Source organism: Lederbergia sp. NSJ-179, from assembly GCF_022867885.1.
Lineage (GTDB): Bacteria > Bacillota > Bacilli > Bacillales > Bacillaceae_C > Lederbergia.
On sequence record NZ_JALIFP010000018.1, the window covers coordinates 33,782 to 51,963 of the forward strand.

An 18,182-nucleotide genomic window follows, 5' to 3' on the forward strand; every position below is an offset into this window, starting at 1 on the left:
CCCGGTTTAACATTATCAAAAAAAAGAAGAACTACCCAACTGATTCTAAAACTCGTTCACAAAACTAAGAAGATTATCGCCGAAGTGAGGCTATCCTTGGGGCTAATTCAAGAAGCTCATTACCATTGACCTCTTTAACTGCTTGATACCATTCTTCATTTACAGTTTGAGGGGACATTGCTCCAGCAATTGCAGATCCCATTGAAGCTACCGAGTCGGTATCTCCCCCAAGATTTGCTGCTAGTAAAGTTGTTTTTTCTGCTGATTGGGTAAGAATAGCGAAATTTATAGCTAATGCGATGATATTTGGTGTTTTCCATGGCATGTACTTATCTTTTATAAATTCTAAAGATAAAGATTCCTGGCTCAATAGATCTTCATATACACGTAAAATCAGGTCAGCTACACTTTCATCAGAAGATGCGGGACGATATTTTTCAGCAGTCTTAGCTGCCAATATAGAATGTTGTAGTATTTCATAAGGTTGCTTTTCGTCAATGGCCGCAGAAACTGCAGCTGCTATTGCACTCGCACCGCAAATTGCAATTCTTCCTCCATGTGTAGGAATACTTGCTTCAAAAACACTTGACACGAGGTCATTTAATCTTTGAGTGGAGTAAAGCACACCAATGGGTGCTGAACGCATTGCTGCTCCACATCCATCACCTTCAAATGCTACTCTTTTGGGATCACCAATTTGTTGGAATTTCCCCAGAAGTAATGTAGGACGGTTTGATTTTTTGCAGAGCATTAATTCTTGTCCTACAGAAGTATGCGTGATTTTTCCGTCGTTCGCTATTACTCTAGCAATGGAAGTTGTCTGCTCAGTGTCATCGGTTGTCTCTCCAAATCTCCACAAGTAATGTCTACCCTCATAACGGGGCATGACACTTCCTGATTCACCATGTAGGCCCGTAACTCCTTCTGGAAACCACTGTTTGATTTCCTCGAAATTTAGAGACTCTGTTTGTTTACCGATCGCATCACCTGTTGCCACACCTTTAAAACAACCAATGGTTCGAAGTAATGTTTCTTCCATTTTATCAACCACCCCTATAAATTTTTTAACTTTATATATAGTCAAACATTATTCCTACCATTTTACAATACCTTCCAAAATGCTATAATTAGTTCTTTTTCATCCGTATTTAGGACATGTACATTCTGCTTCTAAAAAGCAATGTAGTTCCCCTAACTTTTGAATTTCAAAGGTTGGAATTACTTCTGTCCGTTCATTTTGTTCAGATTAACCCATATCGCTTTCTTCCCAACCCGATTGGCTCCAAGAATATCAGTCAGTACATTTTCCTCGACCATAATTCAGGGTCTGATTTCCCTAGTAGATAATTTATTATGGTTTTATGCACTTTCCTCACTACCTATTCGTGTTAGGCATATTTTTTTGTATAGTGAATTTTTACTCATTAGTTCATTATGAGTTCCTTCTTCTGCAAGGCGTCCTTGATCAATTACCATAATTAAGTCTGCATCTTGAACTGTGGAAATGCGATGGGCTATAACAAGCGTTGTCTTTTCTTTGCGATACTCGTCCAAGTTTTTTTGTACCATTCTTTCTGTCTCTAGATCTAGTGCTGATGTTGCCTCATCTAAAATTAAAATATCGGGATTTTTATAGATAGCCCTTGCTAATGCAATGCGTTGTCTTTGACCGCCTGATAATGTTATTCCGCGCTCACTAATGGAAGTATCATAACCCTGGGGTAACTGAATTATAAATTCATGAGCTTTTGCAAGTTTACATGCCTGTATCAAATCAGAATCTGTAGACCCTTTCGCACCTAATGTAACATTATCTCTGATAGTTCCAGAGAATATATAAGGTTCTTGAAAGACGATGCCTATTTTTTTCATCCACTGGTCTCGATTAATGTCTTTTAAAGGATGGCTATTTACTCTAATCTCGCCGTCTTCTGGATCAAAAAAGCGCATCAATAACTGAGCGATAGTTGATTTACCACTCCCACTTAGGCCCACAATGGCTATCTTTTTTTTCATTGGAATTTGAAAAGACAAATCTATTAGGACATCTTTTTGTTCCCCATAATAGGAGAAAGAAACAGTTTCAAACGTAATACTATTTATACTTTTATCCATGGGCAAATTGCCACTTGTTATTCGATCTCCCTCTAATACGTGTTTGATTCGGTCAATGTATGCTATTTCACCTGAAATATTCATACAAAAGGAAAATAAGGAATGAAAGGCATTCATTAGCTGAGAAGTGAATTGATAAATGACAACAAATACTCCTAAGGACATGTCGCCAACCATCACGAGATAACCGCCGTAAGCTAAAACAAAGAGATTGATTCCCCACTTTAACGGTTCACTTACAAACATTTGCTTATTTATCATCTTTCCTTCAAGCATAACGCGATCAAAATATTTTTGAAATAAATGATTGTAGAGTTTCTTTTCCCATTCCGTTCTATGGAATGCTACGACCTCACGGGTGGAAGCAATCCCTTCCTCAATACGAATCATTAAATCGGATTTTCTTTCTTGTACATCCATACGTGCCTGTTTTAACTTTGAACTAAAATATTGCCCAAGAAAAATATAGACAGAACTAAATATTACAATAAAAAGTGAAATAATTGGACTAGTGTAACTAATGACAGCCACTAGTATAATGACACTACATATTTGTTGAAATCCCCTTGGAATCTCTCTAGAAATCATCTCTGAAATTTTTCGGGCATCATCTGTAAAATAATGGGTGAACTTAGCAATCCGTTCTTTTTGAAATTCAAGGATAGGAATCTTATACATATATTGCATTAAATCGCCAGTTATATGTAAGTTTAATTTGGCTTGCAATCGAAACATTAAATAAGGCCCAAGCGTAAACATGGTTGTATATACTAATATTAAGATTCCAAAATACATTAAAATATATGGAAGTTCGTCGTATTTGCCTTTCAAAAACACGCCATCGATTATAAATTTTTGAATGCCAAAAATAGAAAGATGACAAATGGTTTCTAAAGCAACTATAATGAACAGAAGGAAAAAACCAAATTTGATTAATCGCATATACCTTAATAACCATCTTAAGCTCCCCATCTACATTCCCTCCTGCACATTGCTTCCATAAACGAGTTGGTGAAAATTCCGTTTATTATGTAATAACTCTTTGTAGGTCCCCGCTTCCACTATTTTCCCCTGTTCCATGACGATAATTTTATCATAGTGTTCTATTGTCGATAATCGGTGCGCTATTGTGATTGTTGTTTTATTTTTAAGGAGGTTTTGTAATGCTACCTGTACCTTGCCCTCACTAACGTTGTCTAACGCTGAAGTTGCTTCATCTAACAAAATAATCGATGGCCTTTTTATCATCGCCCGTGCAATCGCGATTCTTTGTTTTTGCCCCCCCCGATAAGTTAAGTCCTCTTTCCCCAAGGATAGTGTCATATCCATTGGGTAATTTCATAATAAATTCATCCGCGTTGGCCTCCTTGGCAACATTTATAATGTCTGAATCGGTGGCATCTGGATAGCCAAAACGAATGTTTTCCTTGACCGTAGTGCCGAAAAGATAGGTCTCCTGGAATACATATCCAATGGAGTTTCTTATCTGCGCCATCGTAAGCCGATGTATAGGAACATCATCCAAGAATATCTCCCCACTATTAGGGTCATAGAATCGACAAATCAATTTAAATAATGAAGTTTTCCCACTACCACTATGACCAACTAAAGCAACCTTCTCACCTGGTTCAATTTTAAAACTCACACCATCGATGACGTAGCGATGACGGTTATCATAACTAAAATAAACATCATGAAACACTAATTTACCTTTTATAAATGGAAGATGAATTGGAATCTTAGGATCTACTACTTTTGGTTCCTCTTGAAATAAACGATACAATCTTTCCGCTTGGGCCAGTAGTAAGCTTTGCTCTGTTATATACTTAATAACCGTGGTCAATGAGTCAACGACCATGTAATATAAGATGGAAAATAACACAAACTCTCCTACTGTTAAACTTCCGTTATGAATTAAAAAAGAACTATATAAAAACATCACCAACGCCCCTAGATAGATGCTCACTCTTCTAGCAGACCCTCTCAGGGACGTAAAAATACGTGCTGATATATCTTTATCATTATATTTTGATTGTTTATCCATTAATTGTTCATAATCCCACTTTTCACCTGAATTCGCTCTTAACTCTTGAATAGAAGAAACGCTTTCATATATCTTCTGATTAAGTTCAATTCCACGTTCCATCCTCTCTTTGGATAATTGATATGCCTTTTTCCCAAGATAAGGACCAACAAGATAATAAATAAAAAAACATAGGAGTATGGTTAGTGTCAGTTGCCAATTCGTTAATGTCAGCATGGTTATTATAACAATAACTACGATCATTTCCTTAATAATACCAGGGAAATATCTCCTATAAATCCTTTGGACAGCTGCGACTTCTGTATTTAAGAGGGAGAGTGATTCGCCGACTCCATGTGATTCAAAATATGAAAATCCCAAATCCCTTAGATGGTAGAAAACTCGATACTGTAAATTACGGGATCCCTTTTCACTGATCACCCGTTCTACTACAGTCCGAATTGCGTTAGCGACAAACATAATAATTAAAGCAAATATTATTCCTATTAATAACAGGGAAAAGTGTTTGAAATTTCCCCCTGGTATGATTTCATCAATGAAGTAACTAATAGACTTTGGAATCAGTAACATCACCGCTGCTGTAAGCAGTTCACATACAATAAAAACCAACAGTTGCCATTTATAATCTTTCAAAAAACGAATAACCCAAAAATATAACTTAAATTTAAGTGACGTTTGTTGGATTTTCATTTTTAGACTTAACTGGGGTTTTTCCAAATCTATCACTCCTTACCTAAATATTTTGCCCGCATAGCTACCCAAAACAAACGAAAAAACTTCACATTTTCACTACATTCGCTATAATGGATCATGTTGAACTTTTTCAACAATAGTAAGACGTGGTTCGGGACCATCCCACGTAAAAAAACTAAGGAGAGAATTAAATATGAAGACAAAAACACTTGTCATTAACGGTATTTTAGCTGCACTATATATCGTAGTCACTCTTTTGATTAAACCAATTGCTTTTTCAAGCATCCAGTTTCGTTTATCTGAGATGTTTAACCATTTAGTAGTCTTTAATAAGAAATACATCTTTGGCATTGTGGTCGGTGTATTTCTAGCAAACCTGTTTTTTACAGATCTAGGATTATATGATCTTCTTTTTGGTGTGGGTCAATCCATTATCGCACTATCGATTACAATATTTTCAAGCAACTTTATTAAAAACATTTGGATGAGAATGATTTTTAATACAATCATTTTTTCTTTTACAATGTTTTTAATCGCCATTGAGCTGAATTTAGCTCTCGGTTACCCATTTTGGATTACATGGCTTAGCGTAGCAATGAGTGAATTTATTGTAATGATGATTGGTGCGCCACTTATTATGGCATTGAATAAAAGAATCAATTTTAATAAATTAGTGTCTTGATACAAAAACCCCTTTCAAGGGGTTTTATTCATCCAAAATGGTTTGATAATTATTTGTCTTATTCTGATTTTCAAAAAGTTTAAAGAATTTTAGTTCGTCATTTACTTTGGTGATAATCAACATTTCCTCACAACTTTTCAAGTTTTTTTGAACAAGGATAACAGAAGCCTATAATTTTACTTTCTTTAAATCATCTAAAAGCTGATGCAGTTCCCCTAGCTTTTGAATTTCAAAGGTTGGAATCACTTCTGTCCGTTCTTGAGGATTAAAGGCTACATTCGCAACATCCTGTTGCAACGCCTTTGTGACCTGTGTCCTGCAGGCCTTTTGTTCGCGATGAATCCAGACTGATTTCATCCCAATCCGATTGGCTCCAAGAATATCAGTCATTAGATTATCTCCGACCATGATCGCTTCCTCTTTTTCTAATGACATTAAAGATAAGGCATATTCAAAAATGGCGGGATCTGGTTTCCCTTTCCCAAAATCACCCGAAATAACAATCTGCTCAAAATAAGGCTTAAGTTCAGGTGTAATCGTAAGCTTTGTATGCTGTAAGTCAGGGGAGCCATTCGTTAAGAGCAAAAGTCTATAATCTTTTTTTAAACTGTCGAGCACATCAAATGTATCCTCATATACAAAGGGAAGCTTCTTTCTCTCTTCAGGAAAACGTTCCGCTAACTCATAGCCAAAATCGGCATCATCAATCCCTACAGTCTTTAATCCTAGTGTCCACGCATCCTTTCGATAAGTGGGAACAATCTTCTTCATTTTCTTAAATTGATCATGATTATCCGGAAAATTTCCCCATAAACCTTCGAATGGATTAATCCCGATCATTTTTGTAAAGGAATATGTTTCATAAGATGCATACAGCTCCCTCGCCTGTTCACGTACTGCTTCCTCAAGCTTTGTCGCATCTATTCCATAACGTTCCTTTGCGATTTTACATGTCGCAGCAAAAGCCTCCTTAATGCTTTTTCGATCCCAAAGTAAAGTATCATCTAAGTCAAAAAATATCGCTTTAATCATGTTGTTCCTCTCTCCGTTTACTATGATATCTATTACTGTACCATAATATTGATTAAAATATCTCTCTCTTTTAAAGATTTTCCTCCTAAAGTATGGAGCTCCCCTTAAGGATATAAGGAGAGACCCCACCCGTGAGGCCGCTTATTTTTAACTAGAATACTTGGTTTTGATTTGAACCTTGTGTGATTTGTTTTTTAGATAAAAAATAACGCTCATTAGGCTTACGAGAACAAAGCCAAAGACAACAATTGTCCATAATGTAACGGAGATATCGTAACGATCAATCAATTCCCCTACGACTTTCGGCAAAAACGCTCCACCTAAACCACCTAATGCAACAAGTAGGCTTGTCGTTCTCTCCTCATGACCTTCAGAGGCATCATTAATGATCAGCAGTCCAATCGAGAAAATCCCGCCCATTAATAAACCTGTAAAAAAGATCGCGATATAGCTCATCCAAATGGATGGAGATAAGGCAAAGATCGTTAGTCCGACGAATTGCCCGATACAGCTAATCACAAATAGTTTTGTGTAGCCGATTCTGTCCACGATAACTGTCATGGTCATGCGTCCAATCGTCATGGCTAACCAGAATACGGTAATACTTAAGGCTAAGGTGGATGCATCTAACTGGGTCGTCTTATGTAAAATCGTCGGCAAATAATTAGGCAAGACCATCTCAGTTCCTACATACATAAAGAAAAAGAATGCGCCTATGATCAAGATTGGAATTTGTTTTCGAGTATATCGTTTTCTTTCAGGTTTTTTCCCGTCTTCATCTATTTCCTTCGCTTGCTTTTTTAACACGGGGTCCATTTCTCCAAAGGAAGAAAAAAACCAGAATAGCAATGTAGCCGTAGTCACACAGGCAACAAAGGAAAACGAGACTTTCCATATATTTTTAGAAATAAGAAAGGCAGAAATCATTGGAATTAAGAGGGCACCCACACCAAAAAATACTTCAACAAGAATAAGGATGGACGCCTTTTTCTCCTTTAGATGCCCGACAATTAATGCCGCAACAATGGTCTCCGTAATACCAATTCCCGCCCCTGAGAAAGGAGCAATGAATAATAAAATATTCCAATCTGGCAATGAACCAAAAACAAATTGGGATACAGCGAAAAATAGCAACGCCATGGATATCGTCATCCTTCTACCTAATACATTGACAAGAAACGGCGCCACTAATACCCCTACTAAAAAACCCAAAAATTGATTCATAATGAGTTGTCCGCCATCACCATATTGAATCCCGTATGATGCGACCATTGGTTCAAGAATTGTACCAATGATAATATGTCCAAACCCATTCAAACAATAAATAAGACAAGCGATCCAAATAAATTTTTTCATTCTATGATTCTCCTATGTATACCAAAATCTCAAGGTGTAATATGTATTCACATCATATTATCAGGAATCTACAATAAGGTCTAATGGATTTATTTACAATTTAAAAATAAATCAAATATTCCTCTTTTCTCGGAAAGCATTATTTTATAATGAATCCCATATTCCTGCATACAGATAGATAATGAAAAGAAGAAAAAAAGAGGAATCGGTATGCATGAAATGATAAAGGTTTTTTTGATTACTTTTGTAAGCGATTTGGACAACTTACTGATTTTAGGCGCTATCATCCGCAAACATTCTAACTTAAATATTGTCGTCCCCACCGCCGTTGTGCTTACCCTTACACGGTCCGTATATGTGATGTTGATTGATAGATTGTTCGCGATCCCCCTCATTCATCTGTTCATGGGACTCATTTTGCTTTTTATCGCTTTTAAGCTTTCCACAAGATCCTTTGCGGACGAAACTCTCACGAGACCAGGAGATCGTACCCTCTCATTAAAAATAAAAGCATTATTCCTGCTTGCGGCTACAGATTTCTTGATTTGTTTAGACAGCGTGATGGTGATTTCCAACGTTTCACAAAATATGATCCCGGCAATCATGGGAATATTTTTAAGTCTTTTACTCTCTCTCCTCTTTTTGCCATTCATTATCAAGCTCGCAATAAAATTTTCATGGATTAATATTGTGGCGGGGGCTTTTATTGCGCAGACGGCTGTAATCGGAATGGTCAATGATCCCTGGTTAAAAAGCTGGGTGTCGCGAATGAATTTATATTTTCCAAGAGTGAATATGATCAATCTTTTTGCAAATAGTATGATCGTTCTCGTGATCTTTGTTGGGTGTTTTTCTTATTTTAAAAACAGGCGCCTTCGAAGATGAGACCCATTTAGTAGGAGATTTTCTTTCTAGCTTTCTTTTTTCATAAACAATCTTGCGACAATGATAAAACCAATGATCATATACACTATTTCCCATATAACGGTGAAGATTATTCCTTTTTCAATGATGATGGCATCTCCCTCATTAAGATACGACATCAAGAGGCCAATCGGTGGAAATAAGAAAAGCGGCCATTTCAAAATAGTAATCTTGGCGATGATTCCCTCGGATGTAATGGATATGACATTGACAAGTATAGCCCCCAACCAAGAATATTTTTTGCCAGCGAGAAACGTTGCACTAAACAGCGTTCCGACAAAGATACCGGCTAATGCAGAGTAAAAATGACTATGGAATGTGAAGCCATAATGCACGAACTTGACAGGACCTATAAAAGCATGGATAAAAACAGGATAAAAAATGGCGAATAGGAGTAGCAAAATAGTAAATAAAAGGCAAACGATCCATTTCCCATAAAGATATCGAAGCTTACTAGATAATTGAACAAATAAAAGCTGTTTTTCGCTTTCCTTTTCCAAGGAGAAAATCCCGATTGTGATCCATGTCATGATCAATAATAACGCGATACTTGTTACGGCATAGCTACTTAAAATTGGAACCCCTTGATATGTATAAAAAATAAATACCCATATCATGTAAATGATCACCGGTGGAATCCATTTTAAAGAGCGTATATAGCTTTTGAATTGATAATAAATGAATCCCTTCATGTTCTTTCCTCTTCCCCCACTTCTAGAATCGAGCAATGGTTTTGTAATAGGTGCAATAATAAAGCATCACATTGATCAGGGTCAACTGAAAGAATGGCAATTTTTTCTTTTGGATCATGTGTAATCAAGTCGAGATCTTGTAAAATATCCGACATTCTATAGTTTATTTTTATTCGTTTTTTCTTTAAGCTCTTCATTTTAGAAATACTTAATGTACCTGATTCAAGAAGATAGCTTTCATCTGCGATTTTTTCTATTAGCCTATCTTCATGGGTGGTAAAAATGATCATGCATTTCTTTTTTCTTTTTTCTAAAAGCTGTAGTAAATGATGCTGAGAATCATGATCCAAACCTGTTAAGGGTTCATCTAAAAGCAAAATATCTGGGTTAATCATTAGGGCCTGAATAAGACCAACTTTTTGTCTGGTTCCTTTAGAACATTTTTTAAGCGGTGTGTCCAAAAAAGATTCTATCGAAAATAAACGAATATAACTTGAAAGTGTTGACTTCATCTCTGGCTTGGTATTGCCGTGGAAAGAGGCAATGATGGAAAGGTATTCATTTAGTCGAAAAGGTAAAGTTTCGGGAAAATGTTCTGGCACATATCCGATTCTGTATTTCCCTCGCTTTATGATTCCGTTTGTTGGTTCATATATTCCCGCTAATAGTTTTAAAAAAGTGCTTTTGCCTGATCCATTTTGACCACGTATGGCAATGGCTTTGTTCCCTTCTAACCGAAAGGAGAGTTGATTTAAAATCGTTTGCCCATCTATTTCTTTGCTTACATCTGTCGCCTCTATGAAAATTTCTCCCATAGCCCATCCCCCAATGACAATCTATATAATAATATTTACTATTCGACAAGGATCATAAATATGGCTTGGGATCAAACCACAAGCCATTTCCATTTATATATGCTTCAAAAATAACCGAATCACATCCGCTCCGCCAATAAAGGTTCCAATCGAACTACCAAGATTCGCTAAGATCACGACTAGTAAAACCCTTGTTACTTTATTATGCCAGAACCCCTTAAAATGGAAAACATCCTCTGCGAGCGTTTCGAAATCCTTTACATTAGGCTTGCTGACGTAAGCCTGTACAATTCCGGCAAACCAGCCAGAAGCTAGTAACGGGGATAGCGACGTAATGGGAGCGGCAATAAAAGCCGTAAGAATAGCGAGTGGATGACCAAAAGCTAGCGCTGTCCCAATGGCTGATAATGACCCATGCCATAGCAACCAGCTAATCATTTGTTGCCATCCTGCCGATGGATTGGCGATAAATGTATAAAGAATAATAGACAAAATCAATATGGGAATCGACCAGCCGATAATCTTAGGAGCTTTTGATTTCGGTGGAAGCTTAGATAATTGCTGTAAATCATGCTCTTTTTCGATTTCTTTTGTAATCCCCGGTACATGGGCCGCTCCTAATACGGCTACCACCTTTTGACCAGGCGCTTCTTTAATGTTCTGAGCCAAATACTGATCCCGCTCATCAATCAGGGGTGTTTTTAATCTCGGAAAGGTCTCTGTAAATTCTTGCAGCATCGAATCAATCATATCTTGGGATTTCATTTTTTCTAATTCTTCTTCTGTAATCGTCTCTCGACTAAAAATACTTGCAATCACTTGCGTCAATAGCATCGCCCTGCCCTTAAGGCCAAGATTTCCCCATATTCTGGAAAAGGTAATTTGAATATTGCGGTCTGCTAAAACGAGTTGGGCGTCTAATTCTTTTGCTGATTCAATTCCTTGGATCATTTCCTGACCGGGATGGATATCAAATTGTTTGGCCATTCGTTTTTGAAAAGAGGATATCGCCAAATTCATTAACAGCAAAGACGCCTTTTTGTCCTTAATCACTTGGAAAATATCCATATCCTTCCATTTGTTACCTTCTGTAATCGATTTATATCGAGCCTCATCTAATTCAATACAAACAGAGTCAGGTTTTTCACGATCAATGACTTCCTTCACAAGCTCAGCACTACTTTTGGAAACATGAGCCGTTCCAATCAATATGTATTCCTTATCATGTAAGTGTATTCTTGTAATATTTTCCTCAGACATTCTCTTACCCCTTTACTAGGACGGATCTATCCATAATATTATCATAAACCAGATAGGGTGGAAATAAAGTTTTTTTCAAGAGGATAAGAAAAGCGCAAGCGCCCGTTTAGCGACGTACAAACTTTTTAGGGGCCTGACGAGATAAAGGAAACACGATGAACCCGAAGGGTGAATCGATGTTGACTTATCGTAGGAAGGCACCGAAAGTTTGCTAGTCGCTGGGCGCTGGAGCTAGATCCAAACATTAGCCAATTTTTATACTTTCCTATCCCGTAAGAAAAGCGCAAGCGTCTTGGTCAGCCCCGACAAGCAAATGTTCTGAGACAAGAAAAGTCCGGTTTTGACTTTTATTGTCTCAGGTTATTTAGTGGAACATCGGCTAAGGTCGCCACGTCCTGTGGCAACGCCGATGGACTCGCATCCTGCGAGCCTCTCGGGGCTAGGCGCTGGAGCTAGATCCAAACATTAGCCAATTTTTATGCTTTCTTACCTTTGAAACAAAAAACGAATCGGACTTTTCATCGGCCGATTCGTTCGTGCCAACAGGACGTGGTCACTTAGGCGAAGACGTGCGGAAGCGTCGTCTAAAGACTAAGATCATGTTACGCTAATTTTTGACCACAGTTGGAGCAGAAGTTGCCACCACTTGTTTTCGTACCACAATTGGGACAGAAATTAGGCTTTTTCCCGTCTGCAGCATTGCCGGAATTGTTGGCTTCAGGCTGTTCTTCCTTCTTATCGATATTTTTCATCATTTCTTTCGCCATGCCCATGCCCATCATCATACCAGCCATATCGGAAGCTGTTCCTCCGCCCTTCACTTTCCCGGAGGAAATGCCATCTGTCATGGATACTTGTTGATAACGGCTCATATCCCCAATCATGCCGTGGGAAGCGGTCTTGGTGATCATATCTTGAATCTCTTTTGGATAATTAAAGCTCATAATCTGAAAACCTGTTATCGTCATCCCGCTATCGATAATCTGCATATCTAAATCTTCTTGAATCCCTTTCGCAATCTCAGAGGCGTTTGCCCGCAGATTAAACATATCTTTTCCTTCCTTCGTGATCCACTTCATTAAAAGTTGGTCCAGGATAGCTGTGATTCGAATTTTGACATCCTCTACTAAGTAACGATCCTTCACACCGGCAATTTTATCCATTAAGGCAATATAATCATGGACTTTAAATTGAAAGGTTCCATTGGCGCGGACAGGCATTCCACCTGGTAATTGCGGCGTTGGAAGTTGGATCGCATTTTTTGTCCCCCATTTCACCGTGAACTCCTTCGTATTGACAAATAATACTTCTACGCGCAACCCACTATTAAAGCCGAATTTAAAGCCTTTAAGCGTGGATAGGAAGGGAATAATTTGCGATTCAATATTATAGTCGCCTTCATCTTTAAAAATCCCTTCCATTTTTCCGTTGTTAAAAAATACAGCATCCTGACCAGGCCGAATGATCAGTCTACTTCCTTTTTTAATTTCACGATTACTCCATTTCCAAAAGATCATATCATCTCTAAATTCTTCCCATTCCACCACATTCGCGAATTGATTTCTGAAAAAACTCATCTATATCCTCCCTTTCTATTCATAGCTTTCTTTAAAAACTGCCTCTACTGCCGCTATGGGAATGGCCGCCACTTGTTCTACCGCCACCACCTGAACTTCCACTGCTATTATTTTGCGGTTTCCTGCGCTTCGTCGTTCTTGTTCGAATATATTGGTCTTTTCTGCGGAGGACCCGTGATGTATCAAGGTCTTCGTAGGTTTTATTATTAATCGTAACCCTGCCTCCTGAAGTATACGCCATCCCGCCGACAATCACTGCACCAAGTCCAACGGCAACGAGCGCCTGAAACCATAATTGGAAAAGGAGGTTATTCGGGCTGAGACCAAAACGGATCCCCATATATTCATCAGCCGTTAAAATGAAGGTTTGAAAAGCGGTAAAATAATCTTTATTCGACATTGCTGGAGTGATTTTGTCTCTAATTAGATCAAGTCGGTGATCATCTAGTAATTTCTCTGCTTTATAAAATCCAGCTAAATATAAATCCCTATGTTGCATATCGACTGTTAAAATAGCGGTATTCCCATGTTTTTGATCATAGCCGAGACCTTTTTCATCGTAAAAATCTTCCATATAAGGAATAATATCTTTTCCCTTTGTATCCTTCGTCGTTAAAATAATAAAATCTGTCTCTCTTTTTACACTATACTCTTCCGCAAGTGCTTCTAATTGTTCGGTTTCCTGCTCTGTCAATAATCCAGCCTCATCATAGATTCTTTGTTTTGTTGCGGAAGCCGCCATAACGGAACTTGAGATAAGAGGAATAAGGAAACAGAAGGAGAATAGTAAAAGGACCATTTTTGCGAACAAACATTTTTTCACCAAAGTCCGCCCCCTAACATGAAGGCGATTAGTTTAAGCGTAATAAAACTGCCGCCAGCAATACTGCTAAACCACGCTGCCACTTTTCCGAAGCTGAGCGGCGGTTTCCCCACAATCTTACCTGTTTGCCCGTTCATCGCAAAGGTGTGCTCCGATTTATCATAATCATAATACACCATCCAAATTGGAAATAAGACATAAGCACTTTGCTTCTTCTTTGTATCTATTTGTTTTGTCTTAAAGCTAATCGAAGAGTAGCCCGCCATTGTCGAGTCAATATAGGAATCTATAAAATCCTGCACTCTTGCTTTCACACGAGGATATAATTCGTCATCATTATAATTATATTTTTCTGCAATATAGCCTGCAAGATAAGGAGTTTTAAACTCCTTTAAATCTTCATAATGAAAAGGTTCCAATTTATCCATAATTTCATCATTCATTTTTTCCGAAGCATCTGTTGGGACCTTTTTATAATCAAGATTAATATCACGCATCACATCATAATATTTCGTTTCTGTATAGATATAATCGCCACGCGTATATTCCCTAACCTTCGTACCAGTTGCTTGTACATGGACCTTACTATTTAAATCATACAGCCAAAAAGGAACGTACATTCCGGTAACAGCTTTAATGCGATCCGCTGACATAAAGCCTTTTGGAGTGAGACGTCCATTTTTACACCAAGTACGGAATGCTTGAATCGCCTCGTCCTTGCTAATTTTAAATGGAATAACCATTTTCGGTGCTAATACTCCTGATAAACGATCCCCAAGCACCACTCCGGCTCCACAAAAACTACAAGTTGTCGCTGTCGTATCAGCATCTGTCAGAATAACCGCTCCACAGTTTTCACAATGATATTCCTTCGCCTCATCTTCGGAGAAAGTCGTTAAGATATGCTCATCTGAAAAGTCTTCAATATTATCTTTTCGTCCACAGCTTGGGCAGGAAAGTGTCCCTGTTTCACTGTCGAAAGCCATATCGTCCCCGCAGTTTGGGCATTTATACTGAATCACCATCTCATGTTCACCTCACTTTTTTCAGTAGGAAAGCTGTAGCTTAAGCTACAGCTTTCAAAGATTTAGGCATCCTTGTTTTTTACTTGTTCCTTTAGGGCAGCTAGCTCGTCGTCTACACCATTATCTGTATCATATTTTGTCATTAAATCATCTATGCCATCTTTAGGATTCGCATTTAATTCAGCCATTGCATTCGCTTCATCTAACGCTTTATTCACCTTTTCTTCCATTCTACCAAAGGCAGAAACAGAATCATTCGCTCCTGTAATGGAAGAACCAATTTTATTTAATCTTTCTTGTGTTTTGGCGACGGCCATTTTTCCCTTAATCATTGTGCGGCGTGCCTCAAGTTCGCCAATATCTGAAACGAGCTTATCATGCATTTCCCGCATCCGCATCGCATTAGAGGAAGCTAAGCTGTAGGCTGACTGTAACTCGGCTTGGTTTGCGGTTAGCTGGGCTTTTTTCTCTAGAAACTTTCTTGCATCATCCTCATTGTTACTTTCCAAGGCTTTGACCGCATAAGCTTGCATCTTTTCAATTTCCTTCACACATTCATCTAAAGCACGTTTGGATCTTTGTTCTTCTGCCATTACAGATGCCGTTTCAGCCTTTACTTTCCCTAGATCACTTTGTAAATTTCTCATGTATTGATCGATCATTTTTTCCGGATTTTCCGCCTTGTCTAAAAGGGCATTAATATTACTCGCCATAATGTCTTTAAATCTAGATAAAATACTCATAAAAGGGTCCTCCTATTTTTTAGTATAGTATATATACTGTTTTGTCCTTCCAAAAGTTTCATTTTTTTACAATCAAGCTAAAATAATTGTAACATTTCCCTGCTGGATACGTCCAATCATGGTAAAGGGGGTTATATTTGATGAAAAAAATGTTTGTCGTGTCCTTCATGATCATCCCATTATTGTTTGCGGCTTGTAGTTCAAGTCAGTCAAAAGAAAGCAGTGATAGCGCTGGCTTTTCAGAAAAAGATGTTTCAAACGCTAAGACGGAAAGTTCTAGTGACGGTGTGATGGAAAATTCAAGTAAAAATCAGTCAGTAGAAAACGCTTCAGAGCAAGCGGAGACGACCGCTGCAACAGATCGAATGGTGATTCATCAAGTTCAGTTAGAGGTTCTTGTACAGGATCTGGATCAAGCTCAAGCTTCGATTGAAAAGAAAGTGGAGCAATATAAAGGGTATATCGTTGAATCGAATATGTATCGTGAAAGTGAGACACAAAAAGCGGGCCAGCTCGTGATTCGCATTCCTGATAAGGATTTCCAAACGTTTCTTCGCGAAACCGAAAAGGAAGTGACTGAGGTTCTTGATCGAACCATTTCTGGTGAGGATGTCACGGAACAATATGTTGATTTAGAAGCTCGATTACAATCGAAACGAGTGGTTGAGAAAAGATTATTAAGTTTCTTAGAGGACGCGGAAAAAACGGAGGATCTTCTAAAAATATCGAATGATTTAGCGGATGTTCAAGAGGCAATTGAAACAATTACTGGCAAGGTGAATTTTTTGAAAAATCAAACGGATTATTCAACGATTACCATTTATATGAATGAAGATTCGATCCAAAAAATTGCGGAAAAGCCATTCAATACATGGGAAAAAACGAAAAAGCAGCTGGCAGCGAGCACCAATTTCTTACTTGTCGCAGGATCTGGATTAGTCGTCTTCTTAATTGGAAATCTTCCCATTTTCATCCTTGTATTATTGATAGGCCTGATCCTGTTTTATTTTATTAGGAGACGGAAACGGGAAAAATAAAGATTTTTAATATACGAATATAGCTTCTTAAAGAAGTCATTTATCTACTATCCTATTTAATGCTATTTGTAGGAATGACAATTTTGAAACTCATTCACAGGTATGTGAACTGCTGTGTTTTTTTGAACTTTACCTTATTTATATAGAAAACATTTAAAGAATAATTCTAAGAAAGGTCGCGCTCTTTTTAATAGAGCCGACCTTTTTAAACCATCATGATTGATCGTTTTCTTATCCTATTTACCACGATCTTCCTTCATAACAGGTGCCTCTCTATGTTTTGTCTCCTGCTCGAAAGCGTAAGCAATTTTTAGTAAGCTCTCTTCGCTAAATGCCGTGCCAGTAAATGATACACCGAATGGTTCACCACTCGGACTGTAGCCCGCAGGTACGATGACTGTTGGATAGCCTGCTTTCGCGGCGATATCGGAGCCCCTATCGCCCCCCAAAGAAGATAGCATCTAAGTTATGCTGATTTAAGGCAAAGTCGATTCCTAGCTCTCTTGAGTGATCCCCACTTCTATTTTTCTATTCAAATTGAATGTTTGAAGTGGGGGTTCGTTGTCAATCAAAGACGGTTTAAGATCCCGTTGATCGATAATGTCGTACCCCTATTTTCCAAACGAATAGACAAGGGACAATAAATAATATTCCAAGTACTGGAGCGAACATATGAAGGAACGCATGCCCTTCATTTTTATCCAGTAGAAATAATAAAGGAATATAATTGACACAGCCAAAAGGAATCACGAAGGTAAAGAATTTGGATATCCATTTTTGGTAAATATTTAAAGGATATTGCGCCATTTCCCGTCCGCCATCTGTAAAAATATTGGTTACCTCAATCCCTTGGATCGTCCAAAAACAAAAGGTGGCGGCAAGGATGAAAATTCCGGTGAAAATACATACTCCACTTCCAATCATCAGCAACAAGGTGATCCCTTTTACAATTGTCCACTCAATTGGTAAAGCTTGGATCGCCCAAATAAGGACGATCAAACTTTGCAGAAGCCGGCCAACCCGCGTAAATTCAAATTGGGAACCGATCACTTGTATCACTGTACCTCTTGGTCGAACAAGGAGCCGGTCAAATCCTCCTTCCCGCACTAAGCGCGAGAAAGCATCGAATCCGCGAGCAAAACATTCACTAATCGCAAAAGCCATATGGATCACAGCAAAACAAAGCGCTACCTCTGCAAAGCTCCAGCCTTTAATTTGTCCAAATCGTTCAAATAAGAAATATAAGCCCGCAAAGACGGAAAAAGGTACAAAAAACTGGCCTAATGATAAAAGCCAAAAGGAAGTTCGATATTGGAGCTGAGCTTTCCATAAGATCTTAAGGTATTTGGTATATAAGGTCATCT

General features: G+C 38.1%; 17 protein-coding genes, 1 pseudogene and 1 riboswitch. Of the genes and pseudogenes, 3 read left to right on the top strand and 15 right to left on the bottom strand.

Going from position 1 to position 18,182, the window contains the following annotated elements; translation table 11 throughout:
• Positions 1-73: 73 nt before the first annotated feature.
• The 4 genes from MUB24_RS13945 to MUB24_RS13960 all read right to left on the bottom strand — a co-directional run bounded on the left by MUB24_RS13945 (position 74) and on the right by MUB24_RS13960 (position 4,876).
• The gene (locus MUB24_RS13945; RefSeq protein WP_244705086.1) at positions 74-1,039 is read right to left on the bottom strand and encodes an ADP-ribosylglycohydrolase family protein; all 966 of its coding nucleotides are present in this window, start codon (positions 1,037-1,039) and stop codon (positions 74-76) included.
• Between the two features lie 320 nt (positions 1,040-1,359).
• Positions 1,360-3,087, bottom strand: coding sequence for an ABC transporter ATP-binding protein (locus tag MUB24_RS13950; protein ID WP_244705088.1), 1,728 nt, complete (start codon positions 3,085-3,087; stop codon positions 1,360-1,362).
• On the bottom strand, positions 3,088-3,363 hold the full coding sequence (locus tag MUB24_RS13955) for a P-loop NTPase family protein (RefSeq protein ID WP_396426762.1): 276 nt from the start codon (positions 3,361-3,363) through the stop codon (positions 3,088-3,090).
• On the bottom strand, positions 3,329-4,876 hold the full coding sequence (locus MUB24_RS13960; RefSeq protein WP_244705090.1) for an ABC transporter ATP-binding protein: 1,548 nt from the start codon (positions 4,874-4,876) through the stop codon (positions 3,329-3,331). The genes MUB24_RS13955 and MUB24_RS13960 overlap by 35 nt, the downstream gene beginning before the upstream one ends.
• A 116-nt stretch (positions 4,877-4,992) precedes the next feature.
• Positions 4,993-5,037: riboswitch (PreQ1 riboswitch) on the top strand.
• A gap of 8 nt (positions 5,038-5,045) precedes the next feature.
• Between MUB24_RS13960 and MUB24_RS13965 the strand changes: the two genes are divergently transcribed.
• Positions 5,046-5,534, top strand: coding sequence for a QueT transporter family protein (locus tag MUB24_RS13965; RefSeq protein WP_244705092.1), 489 nt, complete (start codon positions 5,046-5,048; stop codon positions 5,532-5,534).
• Between the two features lie 168 nt (positions 5,535-5,702).
• Here the strand turns inward: MUB24_RS13965 and MUB24_RS13970 are convergent, their stop codons facing one another.
• Both MUB24_RS13970 and MUB24_RS13975 read right to left on the bottom strand, forming a co-directional pair.
• Positions 5,703-6,566, bottom strand: coding sequence for an HAD family hydrolase (locus MUB24_RS13970; protein WP_244705094.1), 864 nt, complete (start codon positions 6,564-6,566; stop codon positions 5,703-5,705).
• A gap of 147 nt (positions 6,567-6,713) precedes the next feature.
• Positions 6,714-7,922 (bottom strand): MFS transporter, encoded by a 1,209-nt coding sequence (locus MUB24_RS13975; RefSeq protein WP_244705096.1) that lies wholly within the window; start codon positions 7,920-7,922, stop codon positions 6,714-6,716.
• A 210-nt stretch (positions 7,923-8,132) separates the two neighbouring features.
• On the opposite strand from MUB24_RS13975, the gene MUB24_RS13980 reads away from it, so the two are divergent.
• Positions 8,133-8,807, top strand: a complete 675-nt coding sequence (locus MUB24_RS13980) for a TerC family protein (protein WP_244705098.1) — start codon at positions 8,133-8,135, stop codon at positions 8,805-8,807.
• A 26-nt stretch (positions 8,808-8,833) separates the two neighbouring features.
• Here the strand turns inward: MUB24_RS13980 and MUB24_RS13985 are convergent, their stop codons facing one another.
• The 7 genes from MUB24_RS13985 to MUB24_RS14015 all read right to left on the bottom strand — a co-directional run bounded on the left by MUB24_RS13985 (position 8,834) and on the right by MUB24_RS14015 (position 15,781).
• Entirely contained in the window at positions 8,834-9,538 is a 705-nt protein-coding gene (locus MUB24_RS13985) for a hypothetical protein (RefSeq protein ID WP_244705100.1), read from the bottom strand.
• Positions 9,535-10,353 (bottom strand): ATP-binding cassette domain-containing protein, encoded by an 819-nt coding sequence (locus MUB24_RS13990; RefSeq protein WP_244705102.1) that lies wholly within the window; start codon positions 10,351-10,353, stop codon positions 9,535-9,537. The genes MUB24_RS13985 and MUB24_RS13990 overlap by 4 nt, the downstream gene beginning before the upstream one ends.
• A 93-nt stretch (positions 10,354-10,446) precedes the next feature.
• Positions 10,447-11,613: a TraB/GumN family protein gene (locus tag MUB24_RS13995; RefSeq protein WP_244705104.1), complete on the bottom strand. Its 1,167-nt coding sequence runs from the start codon at positions 11,611-11,613 to the stop codon at positions 10,447-10,449.
• Between the two features lie 602 nt (positions 11,614-12,215).
• Complete coding sequence (locus tag MUB24_RS14000) at positions 12,216-13,190, bottom strand: SPFH domain-containing protein (protein ID WP_244705106.1); 975 nt, start codon at positions 13,188-13,190, stop codon at positions 12,216-12,218.
• 31 nt (positions 13,191-13,221) lie between these two features.
• Entirely contained in the window at positions 13,222-14,013 is a 792-nt protein-coding gene (locus MUB24_RS14005) for a TPM domain-containing protein (protein ID WP_244705108.1), read from the bottom strand.
• On the bottom strand, positions 14,010-15,038 hold the full coding sequence (locus tag MUB24_RS14010; RefSeq protein ID WP_244705110.1) for a TFIIB-type zinc ribbon-containing protein: 1,029 nt from the start codon (positions 15,036-15,038) through the stop codon (positions 14,010-14,012). Before MUB24_RS14010 ends, MUB24_RS14005 begins: the two co-directional genes overlap by 4 nt.
• Before the next feature lie 62 nt (positions 15,039-15,100).
• Positions 15,101-15,781, bottom strand: coding sequence for a PspA/IM30 family protein (locus MUB24_RS14015; protein WP_244705112.1), 681 nt, complete (start codon positions 15,779-15,781; stop codon positions 15,101-15,103).
• A 140-nt stretch (positions 15,782-15,921) separates the two neighbouring features.
• On the opposite strand from MUB24_RS14015, the gene MUB24_RS14020 reads away from it, so the two are divergent.
• Positions 15,922-16,818, top strand: coding sequence for a DUF4349 domain-containing protein (locus MUB24_RS14020; protein ID WP_244705114.1), 897 nt, complete (start codon positions 15,922-15,924; stop codon positions 16,816-16,818).
• A gap of 236 nt (positions 16,819-17,054) precedes the next feature.
• Here the strand turns inward: MUB24_RS14020 and MUB24_RS14025 are convergent.
• Positions 17,055-17,325 (bottom strand): annotated as a pseudogene (locus MUB24_RS14025) (amidase); the annotation flags it as partial.
• Between the two features lie 72 nt (positions 17,326-17,397).
• The gene (locus MUB24_RS14030) at positions 17,398-18,180 is read right to left on the bottom strand and encodes an ABC transporter permease (protein WP_244705118.1); all 783 of its coding nucleotides are present in this window, start codon (positions 18,178-18,180) and stop codon (positions 17,398-17,400) included.
• Positions 18,181-18,182 lie beyond the last annotated feature (2 nt).